Below are 24,819 nucleotides of genomic sequence, written 5' to 3' on the forward strand. Positions count from 1 at the left end.
CAGGCATGAATCCCGCAGGCTTTCCCAATCAAATGATCGTCGTATCCGTATTCCCGCCGATTTGATGAATAAGATGCAGCGCGCGATCTGCAACCTCCTCATCAACTGTAGCTGTCAACAGGCCGCTCTCGAGCAAGCCGTTTACTTCGAAAGCTCGCAGCGCCTGCAGCTTATGCCATGCTTCTTGAGCTGCAGCCTCGCCTTCGAAGGTTGCGCGTATTTCAACCTGACTCATTGTCGCTCGTTGCGTTGATCAGCTGCAGCGGCACGCTCTGCCGCTATACGATCAGCCTCATCCGCAAGCTCCTCAGAAAACTCAACATCTTCATTTTTACCAACGGGCAGCTCTGCAAAGTTTTGTTTCTCCAAGCTGATTTTGTAGTTATTGCTGTTATTGTTCTCAACCATTTGTATGCTCCCTCCAATTCATTGATGATGTATCGTTTCCTACCCGAATAGAATGTGTTTGACTAATAAAATCTATACAAATCTAGAAAAGAAAAAAACGTTCCGCGTTAATCTCCGCGGAACGCTTTCTTCATGCGCTCAAATATAGATTCATGATGCTCATTGTCTTCATCATTATTGGAATTGACGCTTAAACCGCCAAATTGGCGTAGCATTTCCTTCTGATCGTCAGTAAGATTCGTCGGTGTTACAATCGTTACCTTAACATGCTGATCGCCTTGACCATAACCCCGAAGCTTAGGTACGCCCTTGCCTTTAAGTCGGAAATAAGTGCCAGTCTGCGTACCCGCTGGAACCTTCAGCTTGACCTTCTCCGTCAATGTAGGAATTTCAATCTCATCCCCAAGCGCTGCTTGAACGAACGTAAGCGGAACCTCGCAATAAATATCGTCGTCCTCGCGCTCAAAAAACTCATGGGGCTTCACGCGAATAACAATATACAGATCTCCCGCGGGGCCTCCCCGCAATCCGCCCTCACCCTCGCCGGACATGCGAATTTGTGCTCCATCATCTACACCGGCTGGAATGCGGATTTTAATTTTACGCTGGCGTTTTACTTTGCCGGCGCCGTGGCAAGTACCGCATTTATCTTTTATGATACGTCCTGTGCCGCTGCAGTTCGTACAAGCGCGACGATTGACCATACGGCCAAACGGCGTATTTTGAACAACCTCTTGCTGTCCGCTGCCTTTACATACCGTACAAGTCTCAGGCTTCGTGCCCGGCTTCGCTCCGTTGCCGTGACAAGTATCGCAGGTTTCCGTGCGGGGTATCGTAATTTCCGTTTCTTTGCCGAATACCGCTTCCTTGAATTCAACTGTCATTGTATATTGCAAATCGTTACCGCGCTGCGGCGCATTCGGATCGCGTCGACCGCCTCCGCCGCCAAAAAACATGTCAAATATATCACCGAAACCGCCGCCGAAGTCTGCCCCGCCTCCGCCGCCCATGCCTTGATTCGGATCCACATGCCCGAACCGGTCATAGTTTGAGCGCTTGTTGTCATCACTAAGCACGTCGTAAGCTTCTTTTACTTCCTTGAACTTGGTCTCAGCATCTGCTTCCTTGTTCACGTCAGGATGATATTGGCGCGCTAGCTTGCGATAGGATTTCTTGATATCGTCTGCCGATGCATCCTTGCCGACACCAAGCACTTCATAATAATCACGTTTATCTGCCACCTGTTCTCACCTCCGCAATATCGTATGCATTCAAACACATAAGCGCATGAAAGGAGGTCAAAGCCAGGTAGCGCCTGTCTTTGACCTCTCGTCCGCTACACTTTATTTCTTGTCGTCAACGACTTCGTAATCCGCATCAACTACGTTGTCCTTCCCTCTAGCCGAACCTGCTTCAGGCTCTGCGCCTTCAGCCGCTTGCCCCTGTTGAGCTGCTTGCTCGTAAAGCTTAACCGAAAGCTGCTGTACGATTTGTGTCAGCTCTTCAGTTGCTGCATTGATTTGCTCAAGATCATCCGTTGCAATAGCAGCAACGACCTTCTCCTTCGCTTCATTCGCTTTTTCGATTTCGGAAGGATCAACCTTGTCGCCCAGGTCTTTAATCGTTTTATCAACGGAGTAGATCAGCTGGTCGGCGCTGTTTTTCGCTTCTACGAGATCGCGGCGCTTACGGTCTTCTTCCGCGTTCAGTTCAGCGTCCTTCATCATTTGCTCGATTTCGGCATCGCTCAAGCCGCTGGAGGACGTGATCGTAATTTTCTGGCTCTTCCCTGTTCCTTTATCAAGAGCAGACACATTCACGATACCGTTCGCATCGATATCGAAGGTAACCTCGATTTGCGGTACGCCGCGCGGTGCAAGAGGAATATCGTTCAACGTGAAGCGGCCCAGCGTTTTGTTGCCGTTAGCCATTGAACGTTCACCTTGCAAGACGTGAATTTCAACGCCTGGCTGATTATCAGCATAGGTCGAGAACACCTGCGATTTGCTCGTAGGAATCGTTGTGTTGCGATCAATCATCTTCGTGAATACACCGCCAGCGGTTTCAATACCAAGGGACAACGGTGTTACGTCAAGCAATACAACATCCTTAACGTCGCCAGTCAGAACGCCGGCTTGAACAGCAGCGCCAAGAGCAACAACCTCATCCGGGTTAACGCCTTTATGCGGATCTTTGCCAATCAATTTTTTAACCGCTTCTTGTACGGCTGGAATACGTGTCGATCCGCCGACAAGGACAACCTTATCGATATCGCTAGGGGACATGCCAGCATCGCTAAGCGCTTGACGAGTAGGTCCGAGCGTACGCTCAACAAGACCAGCCGCAAGCTCTTCAAATTTCGCACGCGTAAGGCTCATCTCCAAATGCTGAGGAACGCCGTCTACCATCGTGATGAACGGAAGTGAGATAGCTGAAGTCAATACACCGGAAAGCTCTTTTTTCGCTTTCTCAGCAGCATCCTTCAAACGCTGCACAGCCGCTTTATCCTTGGAAAGATCAATGCCTTGATCCTTCTTGAATTCAGCAACGAGGTGATCAATAATAACTTGGTCAAAGTCGTCGCCGCCCAATTTGTTGTCGCCGCTAGTCGCTTTTACTTCAAAGAAGCCGTCGCCAAGCTCAAGGATCGATACGTCAAACGTACCGCCGCCAAGGTCATAAACGAGGATCGTTTGATCTTCCGTTTTCTCAAGACCGTATGCAAGAGCAGCCGCTGTCGGCTCGTTGACGATACGAAGCACTTCAAGACCTGCAATTTTACCTGCGTCCTTCGTTGCTTGGCGCTGACTGTCATTGAAGTAGGCAGGAACAGTAATAACAGCTTGTGTTACGGTCTGGCCTAAGTAAGCTTCCGCATCAGCTTTCAACTTCTGCAGAATGATTGCTGAAATTTCTTGCGGCGTATAGTCTTTATCATCGATTTTTTCTTTATGGTTCGTACCGATATGGCGTTTGATCGAGCTGATCGTACGATCAGGGTTTGTGATCGCTTGACGTTTAGCCGTTTCACCAACTACACGCTCTCCATCCTTCTTGAAGCCGACAACGGATGGCGTTGTGCGGTTACCCTCGGGGTTAGGAATTACGACGGCCTCGCCGCCCTCCATTACTGCAACGCAAGAGTTTGTTGTACCAAGGTCAATACCTATTACTTTACTCATCGCTTAGTTCCTCCTGGAAAATTTTATTTAATAGCTTCGTCGATTCATGTAAGTATAAGGAAGTGTCGGACTTAGCCGCTTACTTTTACCATCGCTGGACGCAATACCTTTTCCTTCAAAATGTAACCCTTCTGTACTTCCTCAACGACAATGCCTTCCTCGTGCTCATCGGATTCAACGGTCATAATCGCTTGATGGAATTCAGGGTTAAACGGCTCTCCAACGACATTCATCGCTTTAAGCCCTTCCTGCTCCAACGTTTGCTCCAGCTGACGGAAAATCATATCCACGCCCTTCGCAAGCGATTCAAAGTCTCCATTAGCCGATGCTGCAGCAACTGCACGCTCGAAGTTGTCGACAACCGGCAATAGCTGTCCTATCAGCTTCATTGAAGCATATTGTCCAAGCTCTTCTTTTTCCTTTATCGTACGACGACGGAAATTATCAAAATCCGCTTGCGCACGTAGATATCTTTGCTGATGCTCTTCGACCTGCTTCATAAGCTCCTCGTAACGAGCATCCTCACCGAGCACCTCTACAGCGTCATCCTCTGTGACTTGCTCTGCCTGCTCTTCAGCAACAGTCTCTTCCACGATTTCAGCTGCCTCATTATGCTGCTCTTTTGTACTCACGCAATCACCTCCTTAAATACTCATTTATACCAGCGGCCCAGCAGGACCGACATATCCTTGGAAATAAGATCCAAGAGACTGATGACTTTACCGTACTCCATTCGTGTAGGTCCTAAAATACCGATCGTACCAACAGATTGACCTTCAATCGCATAGGTGGCCGTTACAAGGGTGCAATCACTAATTGCTTTATGGTCATTTTCTGTTCCGATTCGCACTTGTATACCTGAAGGAAGTCCGGAAATCATTTTCATAATTGTAGGTGTCTCATCAAGCAAATCCAAGATCGTTTTCACCTTGTCAACGTCCTTGAACTCTGGCTGCGTAAGCATCTTAGTCGTCCCGCTCAGGAACACGCGGTGCTCATCATCATTCGAAAGCGCGTGATCAAGCACATGCAGAAGCTGTTCGTAATGGTCAACATGCCGCTCCAGCTCTTGCCCGATCTCCGAATAAAGCTTCGACCTTAAACGGACTAACGGAACGCCAACAAGCTTCGCATTCAAAATGTTAACGACTTTTTCCATGTCCTCCATTTTGACGCCAGCCGGGATGGTAATCGTTCTGTTCTCTACATGGCCGGTATTGGTTACAATGATCGCAACCGCTGAAGATTGATCGAGCGGCACAATACCGAAATGCTTAAGTGACGTACTGAACATTTCCGGCCCCAGCAAGATCGACGTGTAATTTGTTAAATTAGACAAAATTGTCGCCGTATGCTGAATAACCTGCTCCATTTGGTTCATCTGGTCCGTGACAAACGAGCGAACCGCAGTAATATCCTGCTCATCCACTTCGCTTAGTTTCACTAAATGATCAACGTAATAACGATATCCTTTGGTAGATGGGATACGTCCTGCTGACGTATGCGGCTGCTCCAGAAAACCAAGCTCCTCCAGGTCCGCCATTTCATTGCGGATTGTAGCAGGGCTAAAGCCTACATTGCCGCGCTTCGAAATACTGCGTGAACCGACTGGTTCAGCAGAGCGAATATAATCATCTACTATTGCATGCAAAATCATCCGTTGTCGTTCCGTCAGCATTCGAATAACCCCCTACAAAATGGTGTTGACCATCCTTTTGGATGACTGTCGTTAGCACTCAATACAATCGAGTGCTAATCATTAATACAAAAATACCAAACCAGCTTGACGATTGTCAAGTCAGTTCATATAAAAAAACCCTCTACTCATCAAAGAGTAAAGAGCGTTTTGTTTACGGGGTAGTTGTTCTTCCTTCGCTATCGGTAAACTTGCTAATAATGATAATTTTAATACAGCATTTTAAGTACAGCGATCTCATCGCAAGCAAGCTGCTTCGGACAGTTGACACAGTCCTTCCACACCTTCTCGGGAAAGATATCTTTATCGACGACCTTAAAGCCATTTTTCTCGAAAAAGGAAACCGCGTACGTAAGTGCCATTACTTTCGGAATTTGCTGTTCTTTTGCTTGCTCAATTAAAGCATCAACAAGCTTACTCCCGATGCCCATGCCTTTATAGCCCTCCGACATACCGAGCGATCGGATTTCAACAAGCTCCTTGCCTAATCTCGTAAGCGAGCCGCAGCCGACAACCTCGTCTCCGATCTCCGCTACAACGAAGGAATCGATCATAAATTCCAACGCTTCCCGAGTGCGAGGCAGCATAATGCCTTTTTCGGCATAGCCTTTAATTAAATGAAACAATGTCTCAACATCATCCGATGTCGCTTTTCTGCATACGACCTGTAATGCCTGCATTTATGCCTTCGCCCCCACCCGGTGTTCGTACAAAATCAATATGAATAAATATACAACAGAACGAATTTTTTCTCAAGCGTATTTTATTCGGTATGACCGATGAAGGCTCCAAACACTTCGTTGCCAAAAAGCACCCCTTTATCGGTAAGCCGATAAATGATGTCATTGTCCTTTTTCTCCGACTCCAGCAGTCCGTCAGCCATTAGCTTATTGATGACATCTCCAAATTTGTTCTCCAGCAATTGACCATTAAACTGATCGGAGAATCGTGACGCCGGCACACCCTCAAGCAGCCTCAGTCCGACCATCATGAGATCCTCCATCGCTTCATCCTCCGGGACCTCGAAGGACTCGAGTCTCGGCAGCTTCTCCGCAGCCGCTTCGATATAAGGCGTAATCCCCTTCAAATTAACATGCCGCATTCGATTTACATAGCCATGGGCTCCTGCCCCAAGGCCATAATAGGGCTCATTCCTCCAATAAGTGGAATTATGGCGGCTCTCGTAGCCCGGCTTGGCAAAGTTGCTAATTTCGTAATGAACAAAGCCATTCGCCTTCAGCAATTCCATGAGGAGAATAAACATTTTGAATTCCTCCTCCTCAGGAGGCAGCGGCAGCTCATTACGCTCGTAAAGCTTGTGGAACAGCGTATTCTCTTCCACCTTCAAGCTATATATGGAGTAGTGCGGCAGGCCAAGCTTTAACGCTTCTTCCACACTATCCGTCAGATGCTGTACCGTTTGGCCTGGCAAACCGAACATCAGATCGATCGATAGATTCTCAAAGCCGACTGAACGGGCATTTTCAAGACTGCGATACACGTCATCAACACTGTGAATGCGTCCAATTCGCTCCAGCAAGCCATTATCGAACGACTGCACACCGAAGCTGATCCGATTTACGCCGCCTGTCTTCATCGCAGTGAGCTTGTCAATATCAGTCGTGCCCGGATTCGCCTCCATCGTAAATTCAACATCAGGCGCGAGTGGAAAATAAGTACGCACCGCCTTTAGAAACCTCTCCATTTGCGGAGGCGTAAGCACGGTAGGCGTACCTCCCCCAACGAATACGGTGTCAATCCGCTCCGGCGGAAGCTCCGCGACCGTCTGCTTCATTTCTTGCTCCAGCGCATCCAAATACTCATCGACCGGCTGTCCTTTGAGTACATAGGATGTGAAGTCGCAATAATGGCATTTGTTCGTGCAAAATGGGATGTGTATATATAAAGCTCGTGGTGATTGCAGCACACTCATTGCATGTTCCTCCTTAGACGTTACTACTCTTCATTATAATAGAAAAGAGGAAGAGCTGCGCCCTCCCTCATCCTCGTACGTCTTAATCCTCGCCGATTTTGAGCACCGCCATGAACGCTTCCTGCGGCACCTCTACACTTCCTACTTGCTTCATCCGCTTCTTGCCTTCCTTCTGCTTCTCGAGCAGCTTCCGCTTCCGGCTGATGTCACCGCCGTAGCATTTGGCAAGAACGTTTTTACGCATGGCTTTGACCGTCTCGCGAGCGATTACTTTGTTACCGATAGATGCCTGAATCGGCACCTCGAACATTTGTCGCGGGATCAGCTCTTTCAGCTTCTCACAAATGACCTTGCCTCGTTGGTATGCACGATCGCGGTGAACGATAACGGACAATGCATCGACCTGTTCATTATTAAGCATGATGTCCATTTTGACCAGGTTGGATCTGCGGTAACCCGTCACCTCATAATCGAACGAAGCATAGCCTTTCGTGCTAGATTTCAACTGATCGAAGAAATCATAAACGATTTCCGATAGCGGCACTTGATACGTAATCGTCACGCGATTCGTGTCCAAATATTCCATATTAACGAATTCGCCGCGTTTGTTCTGACAAAGCTCCATTATCGTGCCGACGTAATCATTCGGTACAATAATCGCCGCCTTCACAAAAGGCTCTTCGACAAAGTCCAGCTTCCCTGCTTCCGGATAGTTCGATGGATTATCGATCTCCAGCGTATCGCCATTCGTTAGCGTTACTCTGTAGATTACGCTTGGTGCGGTTGTAATAAGCGGAATGTTGAACTCCCGTTCAATTCGCTCTTGAATAATCTCCATGTGCAGCAGGCCAAGAAAGCCGCATCGGAAGCCAAAGCCCAAGGCAGTTGACGATTCCGGCTCATACCTAAGCGATGCATCGTTAAGCTCCAGCTTCTCGAGCGCTTCACGCAAATCGTTATAGTCCTGAGTTTCGATCGGATAAAGACCGCAAAATACCATCGGGTTAATCTGACGATATCCAGGCAGACGTTCCGGTGCTGGTCTTTTCGCTTCGGTAACCGTATCTCCGACACGCGTATCCTTCACGTTTTTGATGCCCGCTACGATAAAGCCAACGTCACCAACCGCGAGCTCCTTCACGATCGACATGCGCGGCATGAATGCCCCGACCTCGATAACCTCGAATTCCGCTCCCGTTGCCATAAAGCGAATTTTTTTGCCGGCTTTGATGCTGCCATCCATAACCCGAACATAGACGATAACGCCTTTGTAAGGATCGTAATGGGAGTCGAAAATAAGCGCTTTAAGCGGCTCGTCAGGATCACCAGTCGGTGACGGCATCTTCGAAACAACCTGCTCCAGTATTTCTTTAATGCCGATACCGGCTTTTGCCGAAGCAAGAACCGCATCGCTCGCATCAAGACCGATGACATCTTCGATTTCCTGCTTCACCCGTTCAGGCTCAGCGCTAGGCAAATCGATTTTGTTGATGACCGGTACGATTTCCAAATTGTTATCCAGTGCCAAATATACATTGGCAAGCGTTTGCGCTTCAATGCCTTGCGCTGCGTCGACTACGAGCAAAGCGCCTTCACAAGCAGCTAGACTGCGTGAAACCTCGTATGTAAAATCGACGTGTCCAGGCGTATCGATCAAATTCAGTATATACTCCACGCCATCATCTGCCGTATAAGCTAAACGAACCGCTTGCAGCTTAATGGTAATTCCGCGTTCCCGCTCCAAATCCATTTGATCAAGAACCTGCTCCTGCATCTCGCGGGATGACAAGGCGCCTGTAAACTCTAAGATCCGGTCAGCAAGCGTAGACTTTCCGTGGTCTATATGCGCGATAATGGAAAAATTTCTAATTCTCTTTTGTCGGTCACGTACGTCAGTCATGCCTAACCCCCACAATTTCCAATAATGCTAATCATTCCTCCTATTATATCAGTTAAGGGGAAGACCAGCAATGTTCATTATCACTTGGTCAATCCATCGAAGATCGATACGACTAAACGAATGCCCTCGCTTGACATGCTTTGGAGCAGTCCAGAGGCGGAATCAGCAATCCTGTTCACAGCTGGCTGCTCAACCTCATAAGGAATGCCAGGCAACCGCTCATTTTGAACGGGCAGTGATTCAATAGGCAGGACTGGCTCGAAGGAATCGGGGTTGCTGCTGCGTGAAGCCATTAGCTTCAGCTCCTCCAGCTCCTGCTCAAGCTGCGCAATTTTACGTTGCTGTTCCAGAGCCAGGTCAGTCGCCTTGTCCTCAGCCGGAGCAGGTTGCTCCTGCTCCGCGTATGTATATTCATGATCTAGAGGGCCGTATATTCGCTCAATCCCCGAGGAGGACATCTCGATTCCATACATTATAATAATTACTAAAGCTCCGCCCAGTACCATCCATTTCAACGCTCTTCGTTTCATCCGATCCTTGCTCCCTTCCTGCTCCATATTTACAACCGTTAGCTTGCGCTGCCTTTTGGGGCTGTTACCTTCTCATCCGCCCAATAAATTTCAGCAATCGCCTTGGCCAGCGCATCCACAGTCCGATAAGATTCCTCCAGCGTATTGTCTACGCCCCCGACTTCAATCAGCACGCTGTCCGATGCCAACGATTGGTTATACTCCGCATTGCCGGTAGCCGCTGTTTTCCCCCATATTCCGCGTGATATGCCAGGATATTTTTTTTCTAAAGCTTTATGGATTTCAGTCGCGAACGCTTCGTTCTCCCTCCAGTTAGGATTCCGATGACCGATTACAAAATAAACTTGCGCATAGCTTTGACCATCGATATCGACCGTCGTATATTTACGCGTCTGCGAATCGCGGTGTAGATCAAAGAAAAACTTCAAGTCCTTGCTGCTGGCCATCGCTTCCTTGACGGTTTTCATCGAATATTTATAGGAGAGCTCCCATCTGTAATCCGGTATGGCGGTCGGATAGTCCGTATTCGAATGCTGAGCGCCAACACCAGCCTCCTCCAGCTTTTGTGCAAGACGTTTGCCGATTAACGTAATATTTTTCGTGGTGGAATTTGGATCCTTGCTCTTATCGTCGAGCTCTGGATACCATGATTCGCGGTTATGAGAATGATAGATAAAAGCAACCTTCCGCTCTCCTGTTGTAGGCTTACCGGCGGCATCTTTATCGGTTCCCGGCTGGACAGTCGGCTTATCCACCACTTCGGGCTGAGGCTGTCCACCCGCGGCCTGGTCGTCTGATCCGGTGCCGCCACCCTCTGCATGATCAGCCAGCGGATCATAAGGAATTGGAGCATTATCCTCAGGTCCTACAGCCGTATCCGTGCCAATACCCTTTCGAATCAAAAAGGCGTCGTTAACGCTCATCCCTGGAAGCTCTCCGGCAAGCAGGCTTTTGGGGTCATTCGGATTAATATCCGTTAATGCCCGTATGAGTATCGCGCTAATTTGCTTCGAATTCAAAGACTCTGTGTCAGCGCTGCTTTGAAAGGCAGGCATCTCCATCTCCAGCATATCCCCAAAAAAACCGCTTGATACTGCAGCAGCAAAGCCTTTCATCGAGTTGACTGGTGCTGCGGCGGATTGCTGATGCGCTATACCCGCAATTCCAAGCATGACAAAAAAGAGCATAGAGCTAAAGGAAAGCAGAGCAAATGTCCGCCCCGTAACTAACAGCTCTCTAACACGCTTGCTGCCTCTTCCAACATCGAGCAGCATCAAGTTTCGTTTCATCGGATAAATACCTCCCGCTTCTCAATTGCCAGTGGCATAAGTTACTATTAATTTATGAGAATGAGAGAGTTCATAGAACCAGGGAAAATGAAAGAATCGATTTATAATAATTGGGTTATATACAAGTATAGAAATATGCCGCCTCTGGCGAGAGAGACGGCTTTATCGGTTTTGATCATTGAATAGGCTTTTTAATGGGTATACGCTGCGACATTATTTGTATCTACTGCTTCGTGAAGAGAGGCGTTCAGCCCGCTCGCTATAATATTTGCGATATCCTCAATAAATTCATCGATTTCCTTCGGGGTAACAAGCAGATCGTGGCCAAGGGGGCTAAGAACCTCCCTTACAAGCTGAAGCCGCTCATTCTCCTCCATTTGATTCATTAAGCCCAAAATCTGATCGGTATTTCCGCTTTGCTTATTAAAGTGGCTGCGCATCATCTCCAACGTGTTATTGACGATAGTGGACGCATAGACCACGGTTGGAACACCTATGGCAATGACCGGAACGCCCAAAATTTCCTTCGTCAGTCCTTTACGCTTATTGCCGATGCCTGAGCCAGGGTGAATACCTGTATCGGCAATCTGAATCGTCGTGTTTACCCGCTCCACTGCCTTAGAAGCAAGCGCATCTACCGCAATAATGACGTCTGGCTTCGTTTTCTCGACGATCCCCTGGACGATTTCGCTTGATTCAATACCCGTAATCCCGAGCACACCCGGCGCCACTGCGCTTACTTCCCGATAGCCCGGCGCTACCTGATCCGGCATCAGCTCAAAATAATGACGTGTCACCATTACATTCTCCACCACGATAGGTCCGAGCGCATCAGGTGTTACATTCCAATTGCCAAGACCAACGATCAACACACGTGCGGTCTTGCTAATAGTGAGCCGTTCTAGAAACGCTTCAAATTGCTTCGCAAATAGCGTTGCTACACGATCCTGGAGGCCGGTGTCGCCACCACGCAGCCCCGGAACCTCTATTGTCACATAGTGCCCCTGCATTTTGCCGATAGCCTGCGAGCCTTGCTCATTCTGGACATGAAGCTTGGTAATGGTAATCCCCTCATCCTCAGTCGTTTCCGAATGAACACCCGGAATCGGTCCTCCACTAGGCGCCTCGGCCATTTCCTTTGCTTCAAGCGCCAAATCGGTCCGGACATTGAACAGCTGCAAATCAAGCTCTTTTTCCACTGCTTGTTCTCCCTTCGCGCACATATATTTTCATTATTGTTTGCAGTCCTGTTCTTTTCATACACCGCACACTGAAAGGAGTAGAGCACTATTGCTTTTTGGGAAATGGCATGATAATATATTTTAAGTTGTGTTGTCTAGGTAAATATTGAATATGTACCTTTGTGAACAGTTTAGGAGGTGAATTCCATGCCAAATATTAAATCCGCGATTAAACGCGTTAAAACAAGTGAAAAGCGTCGTGCTTTGAATGCTTCCCAGAAATCCGCACTTCGTTCGGCCGTTAAATCTGCTGACCAAGCTATCGCTGGCACTGATGTAGATGCTGCTAAAGCAGCTCTGATCGCTGCAACGAAAAAATTGGACAAAGCAGCAACGAAAGGCCTGATTCATAAAAATGCGGCTTCCCGCAAAAAATCACGTCTTGCTAAAAAGCTAAACGCCCTTTCGGCTCAAGCATAAGTAAGATACAAAAGAAGGCTTCACCGCTCTTTACCGAGCAGTGAAGCCTTTTTTGTATGGCTGAGGAAGAGCTTAAGCGCCCTTCTCCATGCCAAGCGATAATAAATAAAGCTCTAAGCCAAGCGTCTTATCGATTGCACCTGTCTTCATTTGGTAATCAAGCTCAGCGATCGCTGCCAATAATTTCCCAAGCCTTGCGGCTTGAAACTTCCGGCTTTTTTCAGCAGCCAGCTTGACCGCATAAGGATGCAGCCCAAGCTGTCCCGCCATTTGCTGCGGGGAATAATGGTGTTGCTCCAGTTCCTTGATCTGAAGCATAATGCGAAGCTGTCTTGCGATTAACGCGGCAATCTTAATCGGCTCCTCTCGTCTGACAAGAAGCTCTCTATACAATCGAATCGCACGATCTATCCGCAGCTCTGCAATAGCATCAACAAGCGCGAATACATCCTCTTCCACTGTCGCTGCCGTAAGAAGCGCGGTCTGCTCCGCATCGATTGAACCGCCTGCTCCCGCATGAAGGCACAGCTTGTCCACCTCTTGCGCTAGCTGCTGCATATTGGCGCCCGCACGCACAAGAAGCAGATCCGCCGCCTCCGCCGTCATGGAACGGTTCTGCTCCGCCGCTCGCTTGATCATCCACTGCTTTAGCTGAGCCGCGTCCAGTTCCGGGAAGGAAACAAGGGAATTACGCTCTTTCAGCGTCTTTACCAGCTTCCGTCTTTCGTCCAGCTTCTCGGCGTGAACCGCAAATACGATTACCGACGTTTCCGAAGGATTTTCCATATATTGCAGCAGACGCTCCGGCTTATGCTCAATTTTTCCGCCTTCCTTGCCGCCGGCAGCAAATACTGTCGTATCTCTTACGATGATAAGCTTTCGCTGCACGAAAAAAGGCAGCGTTTCCGCTTCAAGCACCGCTTCATCGATCGATGTCTCGGCGGTATCAAATTTTACAATGCCGAGCTCACGCTCTTCATTCGGAAACATGGCATCCGCTACGAGCTCCATAAATTGCTGCAGACGAAAACGATCCTTGCCATATAGCACATAGATGGGACGAAACCTCCCACCCTTTATTTCCTTAACTGCTTCCTTCGCATCCATAAATCCACCTCGTGACGTTTAAGTACGATTATACGGCAACAAAGGGATGAGCCGCTTTATGGCCTCATCCCTTTGCCGAACATCTATATAAACATTCGCAAGCAGGTCCATGGTACCGCCTTGCGGATGGTCATACGACGCTTAAGCCTCGTCGCAGACACTCTCGTTACTTACACTATACGCAATAGCAGACGAAAGTGTGTGCGAATACCATTTTAATATTTTATTGCGCAGCTTTCCTATCCTCGCCCGATGCAAGATCGATGACGTATTTCTCGATTGAGCCTTGTTCCATATGAACCTCATAGGTTAGCTGCGCGCTGTCTTCCGTCCATGACAAATTAGCAATACTGCCATTCTTGCGCTTCGTCTCTAGCACTGTCGATTGATCGGATGATGCGTAGACCTTAATCGCAAAGTCTTCAGCCTGCGCGTAATATTTACCGTCCGGAGAAGCGGCGCCTGCCTCGGCTGCAGTCAATCCTCTCTCTTCTGTAACATGATGCGTATTTCCATTGGACTGAACGCCTAAGGCTCCTGCGGAGCCGTCTGACGAATCAGACTCTCCGACGGCCAGCCCATTGACATCGCCCTCTGCGACAGACTCTGGAGCCGGCTCTTCACTGCTTGCATCCGCACCAGCGTTTGCGTCACTCTTGCCCATCCTGCTTTCGCTGCCGTCCGTTTTTTCTGTGGGGCTGACTGGAGCTGGAGTGTCATGAGTGGAGATACCATCATAGGCTTGTTCGTCCTGCTTCTCCTGCGTCGTATTCATCGTTTCCGTTTCGACTTCTGGCGCAAATGACATTTCATCAGATTGCTTTGCTTTAAATGAAAATTCCTGCGGCTCGACGCTCGATGCAGTATCCGCTGCGCTGCTTGAATCATTCGCCGAGAAGAGGCCTGCGCCAGTAAGGTCTGGCGCAATTTCTGGCTTATAAGTAACCAAGAACAGTCCAGCTACAATTCCAGCCGCGATAACACCGCTCAGCACGCGCATGGATGGCCAGCGCTTCCTCTTCACGCGGCGGGCTGTCTCTTGTGGAGTGCGGGCTGCCGTTGTCGGCAGCGCTGCTGCTTCCTGATCCCCGAACAGCTCAATTCGCTCCAGCTTCGGCATAATTGCGTCAACAAGGCTATAACTTGGCGTTACCTTAGGCAAAGCTGTAAGCTCGGCGGATAACAGCTTCAACCGCTCGAACATCGATGCGCAGTCCGGACAATGTCTAGTATGATTCATCAAGACTTCCATCTCGCTCGGGTCGAGATCGTCGTCAAGCTGTCTTTGCATCAGTTCTATCACCTCTTGACAATTCATCCCCGGACACCACCTTTCTGATAATCTTGGAGTAATGTTTGCAGCTGCTGCCTAGCTCTGAACAAATAGGATTTCACCGTGTTGAGCGGCAAATCAAGTGAATCGGCAATTTCGTTGTACGAGAAATCCTGTAAATACCGAAGGACGACTACTGCGCGATGATGCTCAGGCAGCTTATCGATAGCGGTTCGAATGTCTTGAACAGCATAAGCGGTCATCACCTCGTCCTCCACATTCTGCTTCTCATGGAAAACCATATCGTGCTCATCTATCGAGACGGTCGGCTTGTTTCTCCGAAATTTGTCAATGCAAATGTTTGTAACAATACGCTGGATCCATGTTTTAAACTGTGCCTTCTCCTCGTACGAGCCTATCTTGGTATAGATGCGAATGAGCGCTTCTTGGGCAGCATCGAGCGCATCTTGTTCGTTATTTAATATATAATAGGCTGTCCGATATACATGAGTTTCAATCTCTCGCAATAGAGTAATTAAAGCATCGCGATCTCCTGACTGAGCGGCTCTAATAACGTCCGGCTCCACCACGAAGGATCCCCCTCTCTTGCAACCATTCTGACGAACTGGTTACGTTAAAAGTTGCAGTTAATAAGAAAATTCCACTTTATTTTTTTTATATACTTTTTTTATTAATATGCTGTACAATTCGTATAAACTCCACATTCTAGGATACCAAATTTCCAGAACCTCGTATATAGATAACTCTTATTGCCCGGCATCAATGTAAACGTCCTGTTCTGAAATAACAAACCTTACCTCTCCGTGCTGATCTGTCCGCCAAACTCCCGCACCAAAAGCAGCAAGTCTGGATAACACATCCGGATGAGGATGACCATAGCTGTTTGTCGCTCCTACCGAGGCCACTGCGCTCCTGGGCCTCCAGAAGCCAAGCCACTCGTCACTCGTTGAAAATCTGCTGCCATGATGCGCGACCTTCATCACGTCTATTTTTGTTTCAGATTTACGAGTTTCCTCCTTGCGCAGTTGCTCTTGTCGAATAATTGACCGTTCTGTGGTCGAATCGATGTCGCCGGAAAAAAGAAAGGTGGATTGATAAAGCTTTACATTCATGACCACACTGCTTTCGTTCTGATCTGCGAGGATATCTGTCCCTTTCCGTGAAGGCCGGGGCGGCCACAGCACGTCAAGGCGCGTATGCTCATCCATTTGATAAGACATGCCGGCATAAGCTGCGTATAGAGGAATCTTCCATTCCAACGCCTTCTTCAAAATCTGTTTTGCATCCTCCGCATCTTTGATGGTGCCGTTCCACCATATGCGGCGGATCGGAATCGTCTCCAGCACGGCCTGCAGCCCGCGAATATGATCGCTGTCCAAATGCGTAATGACCAGCAGGTCAATCCCGCGAACTCCGCGCTTCATTAAAAGAGGAACAAGCAGCTTGCTTCCGATCTCGAATGGATCGCTTCGCTCCCTCCATTCCTCCCCCGGCTTGCGGAATGAAAGCGTCCCTCCTCCGTCAATAAGTATGTTTTTGCCGCTTGCCGTTCGAATATGGATGGCGTCTCCTTGACCTACATCGATGAAGCTAACCGACGAATTTTTATTAAATAAATCAGGTTTATATGCATAGAAGACCATTAAAGCTAATGCGGCGCTTATTATGAACAAGCCTAGTCCCGGCTTCGCCCTGTCGGAGGAAGTGTCATACAGCTCAGTGCCTCCGAGCGGAACAGTCACATCTGCAGCGATGGCAGCTGCTATGTGACTTGCTGAGTTGTCACCCGCATATTTGCCTATTAATTTGAAGAATATCCCTAGTAATGCAAGAAAGGCCGCTACCCACCATAATGACGGAGACGCCCAAATCGTTCGAAGCCCATCCACCTGGGCCAGCTTCTCGACAAGCGCGAACGTCCAGTCATTCGCATAGTAGGAAACATGAGCGAGCAGCTTGCCTCCCGGCTCCCATGGAATGGCGATAACTAACGCTGCCGCGCCCAGCGGCATAACGATAAAGCTGATAAATGGAACGAGCACGAAATTAGCGAGCAGCGACAGCGCATGAAATTGATTAAAATAAAAGATCGTCACCGGAAAGGAAACGATCTGGGCGACGACCGTTACCGCTGCCAAGTCAAGCAGCGCCTTCCCCCGCTTCCACTGCGGCATCGCTTTGCGTACGGGAGGAACGCCGATGATCAGGCCGATTGTGACGATAAAGGAGAGCTGAAAGCTTACATTCTCGAGGAAATAAGGATCGGCTGCGAGCATCAGCACGGCAGCGGCAGCAAGCAGGTGCAGACCATCCTTGAGCTTCCCCATACGTGCAGCAAGAAGCCCCAACACAGCCATGAGACCCGCGCGGATAACCGATGGCGAAGCGCCGGAGAGCAGGACGTACATCGGTACGGACAGGAGGAGAATCAGCAGTATTCGCTCGCGGGTCAGCCGCGCAAATCGAAGCAGGCCGCCCAGCGCGTATAGGAATACCGCGACGTGCAAGCCCGAAATGGCCAATATATGCGTTAAGCCAAGCCGCGAGAATTGCTGGAACTGCACGGGGTCGAGGTCTTCGCGTATGCCGAGGACGAGACCCTTCATGTACCCGGACTGATCAGATGGGTACAGCTTATCCATGTGCGCGCCAAGCCAGTCGCGCGCATGATCCACGCGGCCGAGCAGAGCGGCCGCTGTCCACCGGGGGCCCGCCGCCGCATCGATGGCGGCGGTGCCCTGGGCCTTCAGCAGCCAGTGGATTCTCTGGCTGCTGAGATAGCGGCGGTAGTCGAAGCCGCCGCTATTGCTGGCTGTGGCCGGCAGCGATAGCTCGCCGGCCACGCGTATGCTATCGCCGCGCTTCCACCCCGCAGCGACAGCCTGCTCCGGCTGCTCAGCCAGCCGGACATGCACCATGAAGCGCTCGCGCACCTCTTGCGGCGCAGCCTTCCCCGCCACGTGAACGTGTTCCGCCGCCACGCGCAAAATAACAAGGTCCCCGTCGACCTCGACCGCGGACACAATCGTGCCCTCCGCTTCCGCCGCATACGCGGCTCGCGGGCCATCCGCCTCGGCGGCTGCGAGCAGGTCCGGCAGCGCCGTCACGTTGCGGGCATCTGCCCACATCCGCTCTCCGGCGGCAGCAACAACTGCCAACAAACAGGCCGCCGCGAGCTGCCACGACACCTGCCTGCACAGTACGGCGGCCAGCGCCAGCAGCGCAGCGGCGCCCGCCGCAAGCATAACGCCGCGGCTGCTAAGGCCTGCAGCCGCGGCGCTTCCGCCAACCCAGCAAATAGCAAACCATATCAAAGGTCGACGGTTCATCAGCATCCCAATCTCCTCCATATATTACATTACAAAAAAAAAGAACCTCCGATCCGCATCTCGCGATGTGATCGGAGGTTCTTCCTCCATCATGCAACCTATTCAAGTTCAAAATCACCGGTTAGTAATTGAAGCTACGAGGTGACATCCATATGTGCGCCCGCTGGAGGCTCGAAGTGATCCAAACAACGGAAAATAATGCCCTTCTGCTCCATAAGGATAGCGACCTTATCGCTGTCCTTCGGATAGCTGCGGTGGTACACAACTTCGATAATACCGCTATTGGCCAGCATGTTCGCGCACGTCCAGCAAGGCTGATCCGTTACATAAACCGTTGACCCCTCACGATCCGCCCGGTCAGTAAACAGCAGCAAATTTTGCTCCGCATGAATAGTACGTATGCAGCGCTGCTTCTTGAGCAGCTGCTCCTTGCCGTCCACCAGCTGCATCTCAATTTCCTCCGAGATCATGCATCCAGCCTCCAAACAATCGTGCACGCCCATCGGTGCACCGTTATAGGCTGTACCAAGCAGCTTCTTGCCTTGCACGAGTACAACGCCGACATGTCTGCGCGGGCAGCGCGAGCGCGTAGAGACCATATAAGCAATATCCATGAAATAAGTGTCCCAATCCTTGCGGACGGCATCCTGCGTATGGGTGTTCATCAAACCAACTTCCTCTCTCCTGCTGCATCTGCTTGTCTAGTTAGTTAGGTTAAAATCAGCTATTCCATTGTTTGCTTACTACTGCTGGCTGGCAGCCAACGCTTGCTCCAAATCGGCCAAAATATCGTCGATTCCTTCCGTTCCAATCGAGAGCCGTATCATACCCGGAGACACGCCGGCTGCGGTTTGTTGTTCGGCCGTTAGCTGCAAATGCGTCGTGCTTGCAGGATGAATAATAAGCGACTTTGAATCGCCGACATTGGCAAGATGCGAGAACAGCTGCACGGCGTTAATCACCCTCTTGCCTGCTTCCACTCCGCCTTTGATGCCGAAGGTCAGAATCGCTCCCTTGCCCTTAGGCAAATATTTCTGAGCAAGCTCATAGGATGGATGACTCGGCAAGCCGGCATAGCTCACCCATTCTACCGCCTTATGCTCTTGCAAGTATTCAGCAACCTTTTGCGCATTCGAGCTGTGCCGCTCCATGCGCAAATGAAGCGTTTCAAGCCCCTGCAGCAATAAGAAGGAGTTGAATGGCGACAAGGCTGCTCCCATATCACGAAGCAGCTGTACTCTAGCTTTAATAATATAGGCAATCGGCCCTACTGCATCTGTATACACAACGCCGTTATAGCTCGGATCCGGCTCCGTCAGACCCGGGAATTTGCCGCTTGCCTTCCAATCGAACTTGCCTCCGTCTACGATAATGCCGCCGATCGATGTACCATGTCCGCCAATAAACTTCGTTGCGGAATGGACCACGATATCTGCGCCATGCTCGATAGGACGGCATAAGTACGGACTTGGGAACGTATTATCTACAATTAACGGAACGCCATTCTCATGTGCGATTGCCGCAACGGCCTCCAAATCGATGACGTCTCCCTTCGGGTTGCCAATCGTTTCAGCGTATACCGCTTTGGTCCGGTCTGTCATTGCAGCACGGAAGTTTTCCGGATTAGACGGATCCACGAATTTTACCGTTATGCCGAGCTTCGGCAGTGTAATAGCGAATAAGTTATAAGTGCCTCCATAAAGACTGGCAGCAGATACGATTTCATCGCCAGCGCCTGCAATATTAAGGATCGAGTATGTAATCGCGGACTGGCCGGAAGCAACGGCTAAGGCCGCAGGCGCACCCTCAAGCTCTGCAACGCGCTTCTCGAATACGTCCGATGTCGGGTTCATAATTCGCGAATAAATGTTTCCGAACTCCTGCAGCGAAAATAAATTAGCAGCATGCTCCGTGTCTTTAAAGCCATACGAGGTCGTCTGGTAAATAGGCACCGCGCGCGCCATCGTAGTCGGATCGATTTGTTGACCTCCGTGGACAGATAGTGTTTCTAGAGAGAGCTTGCGTTGTTCTGACATGTTCTCGACTCCTTCTCACTAAATGGTGTAAGCGTATTCTATCGTGAAAATCCGCTTCCTTCCATTCTCTCACAATTACGGATGAGCGACAATGCTCTCTTCTATGCCTGCTAGTAATTTTTCGCCTATTCCCTTGACACGCAGCAGATCGCGGGCAGATGTAAACATGCCGTTCCGTTCGCGATCCGCAACGATCGCCTGCGCCTTGGCTGGCCCGATACCCTTCAGAGCATCGAGCTCGACAACTGTTGCCCGGTTAATATCGAGCCTGCCGTCAGAGGGAATGTTATCGGCCATATCAGGCTTTCCGTTCGCCTCTGTGTTCTTGCTGCCAGTCGTCCTGTCTCCTGCTGCGGCTTCCATGGTCGATGCCGTCTCCAAGGCAGCTGTCCCCTCATCCGCAGCAGCCGTCATATCCCTCACATCTTCACCGGCTTTGTCCTCTGCAGCCGCAATACCCCTTCCTGCAGCACCAGCCGTTTCGTGCTCCGTCGACGCAGTTTCCACAGGCTGCTTCAGCTCAGCAAGAGCCGTCTCCACCGCAGCGTTCAGCGGCACCCATCCCTCTGAAGCCGGTTTCTTCGGCTCCCAGAACGCAGCGGCAAGCAGTGCAATAGCAAGCATAAAACATACAGCGATGATCCAAAATTGCATTTTTGATAATCCGTAGGACGAATGTCTCATCGATGGCTCGTCTCCTTTCCTCGCGACATTTTTTTAGGCAATAATTGACATAGGATACAAGTCATGCAGAATACAGTAATAGAGCAGTCGAACGGTATACACCACTTGCAAGATTGGTCATGGGAGGGTTCAGCATGAATGTCGGATTTATCGGAACGGGCACGATGGGAAGCCTGCTCATTGAAGCTTTTATTGCATCGGGCGCTTTGTCGCCACCACAAATCGCAGTCAGCAACCGTACCTTTGCAAAAGCGCAGGCTCTAGCCGACCGTTATTCCGGCATGAGAGCCGAATGCACGAACGCTGGCGCCGCTCTTGGCAACGACATCATATTTTTGTGCGTCAAGCCTTTGGAATTTAAGAAAGCCGTTGATGATATTAAGCTCGTCATTAAGCCGGATCAGATTGTCGTATCGATAACGAGTCCCGTTCTTCTCTCACATCTAGAGAGTGAATTGGACTGCAAAATAGCAAAAATAATTCCGAGTATCACGAACCATGTATGGAGCGGCGCGGCGCTTTGCATCTATGGGCAGTCCATTAAAGAAGAGGACAAATCGCGACTGGAACAATTGCTGTCCCATATTAGCGAGCCGCTTCGCATAGATGAGAGCTACACTCGTATCGTATCCGACCTTTCGAGCTGCGGACCAGCCTTCATCGCTTTCCTGCTGGAGCAATTTGTAAATGCAGCTGTTGACGAGACCGGAATCGGACGCGAGGACGCATTGCGTGTAGCAAGCGCCATGCTGCTTGGTACAGGTCTTCTACTCACGGAAGGCGGACTCACTCCTGCGCAGGTGCAAGAAAGAGTTGCCGTACCAGGGGGCATTACGGCAAAAGCATTGCATGTGCTGAAGCGGGAAACGGATGGCGTATTCAATCAGCTAATCCGCACGACTCATGAAAAGTACCGCGAGGACCTAGCGAAGGTATCGGCCGCATTTATAGGCGAAGAGGTGAACGGTCAATAGCTGTTCTTCAGCTAAAGCCCGGTCACCTCTTCGATTTGCGTTAATTTGCTACGATATTCACAAGCTTTCCTTTTACAGCGATAACCTTACGAATCGTTTTCCCGGCAGTAAGCTCCTGTACCTTTTCAAGCTCCTTCGCAAGACTCTCCATATCGGTCGTGTCCATGTCCGCCGCGATCGATACGCGATCCACGATTTTCCCGTTCACCTGTACGACGATCTCTACTTCCTGATCAACCGTCCAAGCCTTATCAAAGTCTGGAAAAGCGGCATAGGTCAAGGAATCGTTGCGACCGAGCTTCTCCCAAAGCTCCTCCGCAATATGCGGCGCGATCGGGGACAGCATTTGTACAAATTGCTCCATCGCTTCACTCGGAAGCGTATCGGTTTTATAAGCTTCATTGACGAAAATCATCAGCTGGCTAATGACCGTGTTAAAGCGAAGTCCTTCGTAATCCTCTGAAATTTTCTTGATGGAGCGATGCCACGTCCGCTTGAAAGTGTCGTTTGCTTCGCCTGCTCCGATTTTGGCGTTCAAGCTGCCGTCCTCATTCACGAACAAACGCCATACGCGGCTCAAGAAGCGGTATATCCCTTCAACACCGTTTGTATTCCAAGGCTTGGTCGCCTCAAGCGGGCCCATGAACATTTCGTACATGCGTAGCGTATCCGCTCCGAACTCATTCACAATATCATCAGGATTAATCACGTTGCCGCGAGACTTCGACATTTTCTCGTTATTATTGCCTAGAATCATTCCCTGGTTAACGAGTTTATGGAATGGCTCCTTCGTGTGCACCACACCAATATCATAAAGCACCTTGTGCCAGAAACGGGCATAAAGCAAATGAAGCACCGCATGCTCAGCACCGCCGATATAAAGGTCAACCGGCAGCCATTCCTTTTGCTTCTCCGGCGAACAAATTTCATTCTCGTTCTTCGGATCGATGAAGCGCAGGTAGTACCAGCAGCTGCCTGCCCATTGCGGCATCGTATTGGTCTCGCGACGCGCCTTCATTCCCGTCTCCGGATCGATCGTGTTGACCCAATCCGTTACGTTAGCAAGCGGTGACTCCCCTGTGCCTGAAGGCGTAATCGCATCAACATCCGGCAGCAGCAGCGGCAGCTGATCCTCAGGGACAGTTTTCATCGAGCCATCCTCCAGATGCAGAATCGGAATCGGCTCACCCCAATAACGCTGGCGGCTGAACAGCCAGTCACGCAGACGGTACGTCACCTTTCCTTTCCCTTTGCCGGACGCGTCCAAGTGCTCGATCATCTTCGCAATGGCAGGCTCATTGGTCAATCCATTCAAGAAGTCTGAATTCACATGCGGCCCGTCGCCTGCATAGGCTTCCTTCGTAATATCGCCGCCCTGTACAACCTCAACAATCGGCAGCTCGAATTGCTTCGCGAACTCCCAGTCGCGCGCGTCGTGGCCCGGAACGGCCATTATCGCACCTGTTCCATATCCGGCAAGCACGTAATCGGCAATCCAAATCGGTGTTTTCACGCCGTTAACCGGATTAATCGCATAGGCTCCTGTAAATACACCCGTTTTTTCTTTCGCAAGATCGGTACGCTCAAGATCGCTTTTGCGCGCCGCGGCATCTTGATAAGCCTCAACCGCCGCTTTTTGGTCCGCTGTCGTAATTTTTGCGACAAGCTCATGCTCAGGAGCCAGCACGCAATAGGTGGCACCGAACAAGGTATCCGGGCGAGTCGTGAACACGACTAGCGCCTCATCTTGACCTTCAATATCAAAGGTCACCTCTGCGCCCTTCGACTTTCCGATCCAATTGCGCTGCATGTCCTTGATGCTCTCTGACCAATCAAGCTCCTCCAGATCATCAAGCAGTCGGTCTGCATACTCGGTAATCCTCAGAATCCATTGACGCATTGGCTTACGGACGACCGGATGGCCGCCGCGCTCGCTCTTTCCGTCGATGACCTCTTCATTCGCAAGCACTGTGCCAAGCGCAGGACACCAGTTAACCGGAACCTCCGCTACATAGGCAAGGCCTCTCTTGTAAAGCTGAATAAAGATCCATTGCGTCCATTTATAATAATCCGGATCCGTCGTGCTGAACTCGCGATCCCAGTCGTATGAGAAGCCGAGGGATTTGATTTGTCTGCGGAAATTATCGATGTTTTTGAACGTAATATCGCGCGGGTGCTGTCCCGTATCCAGAGCGTGCTGCTCTGCTGGCAGGCCGAACGCATCCCAGCCCATTGGGTGAAGAACGTTGTAGCCCTGCATTCTTTTGTAGCGGGATACGATATCCGTAGCTGTATAGCCCTCCGGATGCCCAACGTGAAGCCCCGCTCCCGAAGGATAAGGAAACATATCTAACGCGTAAAACTTAGGTTTGCCTGGTTCATCCTTGGTTTGAAATGTTTTGTTCTTATCCCAAAATTGCTGCCACTTCGGCTCGACAACAAGCGGATTATAGCCATGAAATTGCTGTTCTTGACTCATCTGTGCATTTCCTCCTCATTCTTGCTCATGTAGGCCTTGAAATAAATAAAGCCTCTCGTCCCTAGCGATTAACGCTAGGGACGAGAGGCTGTTCTCCCGTGGTACCACCCTAGTTAGCGGAAGGCATGCTTTGCCTGACGCTCACTTGTCGCCTTTAACGCAGGCCAAACGGTACGCTTCATTCCCGACGTCAGACATCGGTAAATTGCTCGTACAGCTCCAAGGCGAGCTTCGTCTCGCAGCAGGTCCGGCTTGCACCATGATTCACACCGGCTCTCTAGGCCTTGCCTGCGAAATTACTGTTCCTCTTCAATGCT

Annotated in this window: 22 protein-coding genes; 2 read left to right on the top strand and 20 right to left on the bottom strand. The window is 50.1% G+C overall.

Features of this window, described 5'->3' with window-relative positions:
- Positions 1–28: 28 nt before the first annotated feature.
- The 12 genes from ACO9K6_RS06420 to gpr form a co-directional block, all read right to left on the bottom strand.
- Positions 29–235 (bottom strand): hypothetical protein, encoded by a 207-nt coding sequence (locus ACO9K6_RS06420; protein ID WP_424766718.1) that lies wholly within the window; start codon positions 233–235, stop codon positions 29–31.
- Entirely contained in the window at positions 232–408 is a 177-nt protein-coding gene (locus tag ACO9K6_RS06425; RefSeq protein ID WP_424766719.1) for a YfhD family protein, read from the bottom strand. Before ACO9K6_RS06425 ends, ACO9K6_RS06420 begins: the two co-directional genes overlap by 4 nt.
- Positions 409–515: 107 nt before the next feature.
- Entirely contained in the window at positions 516–1,649 is a 1,134-nt protein-coding gene (dnaJ, locus tag ACO9K6_RS06430) for a molecular chaperone DnaJ (RefSeq protein WP_424766720.1), read from the bottom strand.
- 102 nt (positions 1,650–1,751) lie between these two features.
- A complete protein-coding gene (dnaK, locus tag ACO9K6_RS06435) occupies positions 1,752–3,590 on the bottom strand; it encodes a molecular chaperone DnaK (RefSeq protein WP_424766721.1) in 1,839 nt (612 codons plus the stop codon).
- A gap of 71 nt (positions 3,591–3,661) precedes the next feature.
- Positions 3,662–4,222, bottom strand: a complete 561-nt coding sequence (grpE, locus tag ACO9K6_RS06440; RefSeq protein ID WP_424766722.1) for a nucleotide exchange factor GrpE — start codon at positions 4,220–4,222, stop codon at positions 3,662–3,664.
- Positions 4,223–4,242: 20 nt separating this feature from the next.
- Complete coding sequence (gene hrcA, locus ACO9K6_RS06445; RefSeq protein ID WP_424766723.1) at positions 4,243–5,268, bottom strand: heat-inducible transcriptional repressor HrcA; 1,026 nt, start codon at positions 5,266–5,268, stop codon at positions 4,243–4,245.
- 227 nt (positions 5,269–5,495) lie between these two features.
- The gene (locus ACO9K6_RS06450) at positions 5,496–5,966 is read right to left on the bottom strand and encodes an N-acetyltransferase (RefSeq protein ID WP_424766724.1); all 471 of its coding nucleotides are present in this window, start codon (positions 5,964–5,966) and stop codon (positions 5,496–5,498) included.
- 83 nt (positions 5,967–6,049) lie between these two features.
- The gene (gene hemW, locus ACO9K6_RS06455) at positions 6,050–7,219 is read right to left on the bottom strand and encodes a radical SAM family heme chaperone HemW (RefSeq protein ID WP_424766725.1); all 1,170 of its coding nucleotides are present in this window, start codon (positions 7,217–7,219) and stop codon (positions 6,050–6,052) included.
- An 82-nt stretch (positions 7,220–7,301) separates the two neighbouring features.
- Entirely contained in the window at positions 7,302–9,119 is a 1,818-nt protein-coding gene (lepA, locus tag ACO9K6_RS06460) for a translation elongation factor 4 (protein WP_424766726.1), read from the bottom strand.
- 80 nt (positions 9,120–9,199) lie between these two features.
- Complete coding sequence (locus ACO9K6_RS06465; protein ID WP_424766727.1) at positions 9,200–9,649, bottom strand: hypothetical protein; 450 nt, start codon at positions 9,647–9,649, stop codon at positions 9,200–9,202.
- 38 nt (positions 9,650–9,687) lie between these two features.
- Entirely contained in the window at positions 9,688–10,938 is a 1,251-nt protein-coding gene (gene spoIIP, locus ACO9K6_RS06470; protein ID WP_424766728.1) for a stage II sporulation protein P, read from the bottom strand.
- A 191-nt stretch (positions 10,939–11,129) separates the two neighbouring features.
- A complete protein-coding gene (gene gpr, locus ACO9K6_RS06475) occupies positions 11,130–12,071 on the bottom strand; it encodes a GPR endopeptidase (protein WP_424766906.1) in 942 nt (313 codons plus the stop codon).
- A gap of 255 nt (positions 12,072–12,326) precedes the next feature.
- Here gpr and rpsT point away from each other — a divergent pair, with 255 nt between their 5' ends.
- Positions 12,327–12,599, top strand: coding sequence for a 30S ribosomal protein S20 (gene rpsT, locus ACO9K6_RS06480; protein ID WP_424766729.1), 273 nt, complete (start codon positions 12,327–12,329; stop codon positions 12,597–12,599).
- 72 nt (positions 12,600–12,671) lie between these two features.
- Here the strand turns inward: rpsT and holA are convergent, their stop codons facing one another.
- From holA to ACO9K6_RS06515, 7 genes are all read right to left on the bottom strand, one after another.
- Positions 12,672–13,706 carry a DNA polymerase III subunit delta gene (gene holA / locus ACO9K6_RS06485; protein ID WP_424766730.1) on the bottom strand — a complete coding sequence of 345 codons (1,035 nt, stop codon included), beginning with the start codon at positions 13,704–13,706 and terminating at the stop codon, positions 12,672–12,674.
- A 223-nt stretch (positions 13,707–13,929) separates the two neighbouring features.
- Positions 13,930–15,024, bottom strand: coding sequence for an anti-sigma factor family protein (locus ACO9K6_RS06490; RefSeq protein WP_424766731.1), 1,095 nt, complete (start codon positions 15,022–15,024; stop codon positions 13,930–13,932).
- Positions 15,021–15,569 (bottom strand): RNA polymerase sigma factor, encoded by a 549-nt coding sequence (locus ACO9K6_RS06495; protein WP_424766732.1) that lies wholly within the window; start codon positions 15,567–15,569, stop codon positions 15,021–15,023. Before ACO9K6_RS06495 ends, ACO9K6_RS06490 begins: the two co-directional genes overlap by 4 nt.
- Positions 15,570–15,746: 177 nt before the next feature.
- Complete coding sequence (locus tag ACO9K6_RS06500) at positions 15,747–18,329, bottom strand: DNA internalization-related competence protein ComEC/Rec2 (protein ID WP_424766733.1); 2,583 nt, start codon at positions 18,327–18,329, stop codon at positions 15,747–15,749.
- Between the two features lie 134 nt (positions 18,330–18,463).
- Positions 18,464–18,994 (bottom strand): deoxycytidylate deaminase, encoded by a 531-nt coding sequence (locus tag ACO9K6_RS06505; RefSeq protein WP_424766734.1) that lies wholly within the window; start codon positions 18,992–18,994, stop codon positions 18,464–18,466.
- Between the two features lie 78 nt (positions 18,995–19,072).
- Positions 19,073–20,365 carry a homocysteine synthase gene (locus tag ACO9K6_RS06510; protein ID WP_424766735.1) on the bottom strand — a complete coding sequence of 431 codons (1,293 nt, stop codon included), beginning with the start codon at positions 20,363–20,365 and terminating at the stop codon, positions 19,073–19,075.
- A 75-nt stretch (positions 20,366–20,440) separates the two neighbouring features.
- On the bottom strand, positions 20,441–21,049 hold the full coding sequence (locus ACO9K6_RS06515) for a ComEA family DNA-binding protein (RefSeq protein WP_424766736.1): 609 nt from the start codon (positions 21,047–21,049) through the stop codon (positions 20,441–20,443).
- Positions 21,050–21,183: 134 nt separating this feature from the next.
- Between ACO9K6_RS06515 and comER the strand changes: the two genes are divergently transcribed.
- Positions 21,184–22,023 (top strand): late competence protein ComER, encoded by an 840-nt coding sequence (gene comER, locus ACO9K6_RS06520; RefSeq protein ID WP_424766737.1) that lies wholly within the window; start codon positions 21,184–21,186, stop codon positions 22,021–22,023.
- 40 nt (positions 22,024–22,063) lie between these two features.
- On the opposite strand, the gene leuS is transcribed toward comER, so the two are convergent.
- A complete protein-coding gene (leuS, locus tag ACO9K6_RS06525; protein ID WP_424766738.1) occupies positions 22,064–24,502 on the bottom strand; it encodes a leucine--tRNA ligase in 2,439 nt (812 codons plus the stop codon).
- Between the last annotated feature and the right edge of the window lie 317 nt (positions 24,503–24,819).

The organism is Paenibacillus praedii, from assembly GCF_049725345.1.
GTDB lineage: Bacteria > Bacillota > Bacilli > Paenibacillales > Paenibacillaceae > Pristimantibacillus.

Excerpts from the sequence above, each read along its gene's own strand:
- leuS (WP_424766738.1), bottom strand. The coding sequence starts at position 24,502 with ATGAGTCAAGAACAGCAATTTCATGGCTATAATCCGCTTGTTGTCGAG.
- hrcA (WP_424766723.1), bottom strand. The coding sequence starts at position 5,268 with ATGCTGACGGAACGACAACGGATGATTTTGCATGCAATAGTAGATGAT.
- hemW (WP_424766725.1), bottom strand. The coding sequence starts at position 7,219 with ATGAGTGTGCTGCAATCACCACGAGCTTTATATATACACATCCCATTT.
- ACO9K6_RS06490 (WP_424766731.1), bottom strand. The coding sequence starts at position 15,024 with ATGAATTGTCAAGAGGTGATAGAACTGATGCAAAGACAGCTTGACGAC.
- ACO9K6_RS06425 (WP_424766719.1), bottom strand. The coding sequence starts at position 408 with ATGGTTGAGAACAATAACAGCAATAACTACAAAATCAGCTTGGAGAAA.
- ACO9K6_RS06450 (WP_424766724.1), bottom strand. The coding sequence starts at position 5,966 with ATGCAGGCATTACAGGTCGTATGCAGAAAAGCGACATCGGATGATGTT.
- spoIIP (WP_424766728.1), bottom strand. The coding sequence starts at position 10,938 with ATGAAACGAAACTTGATGCTGCTCGATGTTGGAAGAGGCAGCAAGCGT.
- gpr (WP_424766906.1), bottom strand. The coding sequence starts at position 12,071 with ATGGCCGAGGCGCCTAGTGGAGGACCGATTCCGGGTGTTCATTCGGAA.
- comER (WP_424766737.1), top strand. The coding sequence starts at position 21,184 with ATGAATGTCGGATTTATCGGAACGGGCACGATGGGAAGCCTGCTCATT.
- ACO9K6_RS06420 (WP_424766718.1), bottom strand. The coding sequence starts at position 235 with ATGAGTCAGGTTGAAATACGCGCAACCTTCGAAGGCGAGGCTGCAGCT.
- ACO9K6_RS06510 (WP_424766735.1), bottom strand. The coding sequence starts at position 20,365 with ATGTCAGAACAACGCAAGCTCTCTCTAGAAACACTATCTGTCCACGGA.
- holA (WP_424766730.1), bottom strand. The coding sequence starts at position 13,706 with ATGGATGCGAAGGAAGCAGTTAAGGAAATAAAGGGTGGGAGGTTTCGT.
- rpsT (WP_424766729.1), top strand. The coding sequence starts at position 12,327 with ATGCCAAATATTAAATCCGCGATTAAACGCGTTAAAACAAGTGAAAAG.
- ACO9K6_RS06500 (WP_424766733.1), bottom strand. The coding sequence starts at position 18,329 with ATGAACCGTCGACCTTTGATATGGTTTGCTATTTGCTGGGTTGGCGGA.
- ACO9K6_RS06505 (WP_424766734.1), bottom strand. The coding sequence starts at position 18,994 with ATGAACACCCATACGCAGGATGCCGTCCGCAAGGATTGGGACACTTAT.
- dnaK (WP_424766721.1), bottom strand. The coding sequence starts at position 3,590 with ATGAGTAAAGTAATAGGTATTGACCTTGGTACAACAAACTCTTGCGTT.
- lepA (WP_424766726.1), bottom strand. The coding sequence starts at position 9,119 with ATGACTGACGTACGTGACCGACAAAAGAGAATTAGAAATTTTTCCATT.
- ACO9K6_RS06515 (WP_424766736.1), bottom strand. The coding sequence starts at position 21,049 with ATGAGACATTCGTCCTACGGATTATCAAAAATGCAATTTTGGATCATC.
- ACO9K6_RS06465 (WP_424766727.1), bottom strand. The coding sequence starts at position 9,649 with ATGAAACGAAGAGCGTTGAAATGGATGGTACTGGGCGGAGCTTTAGTA.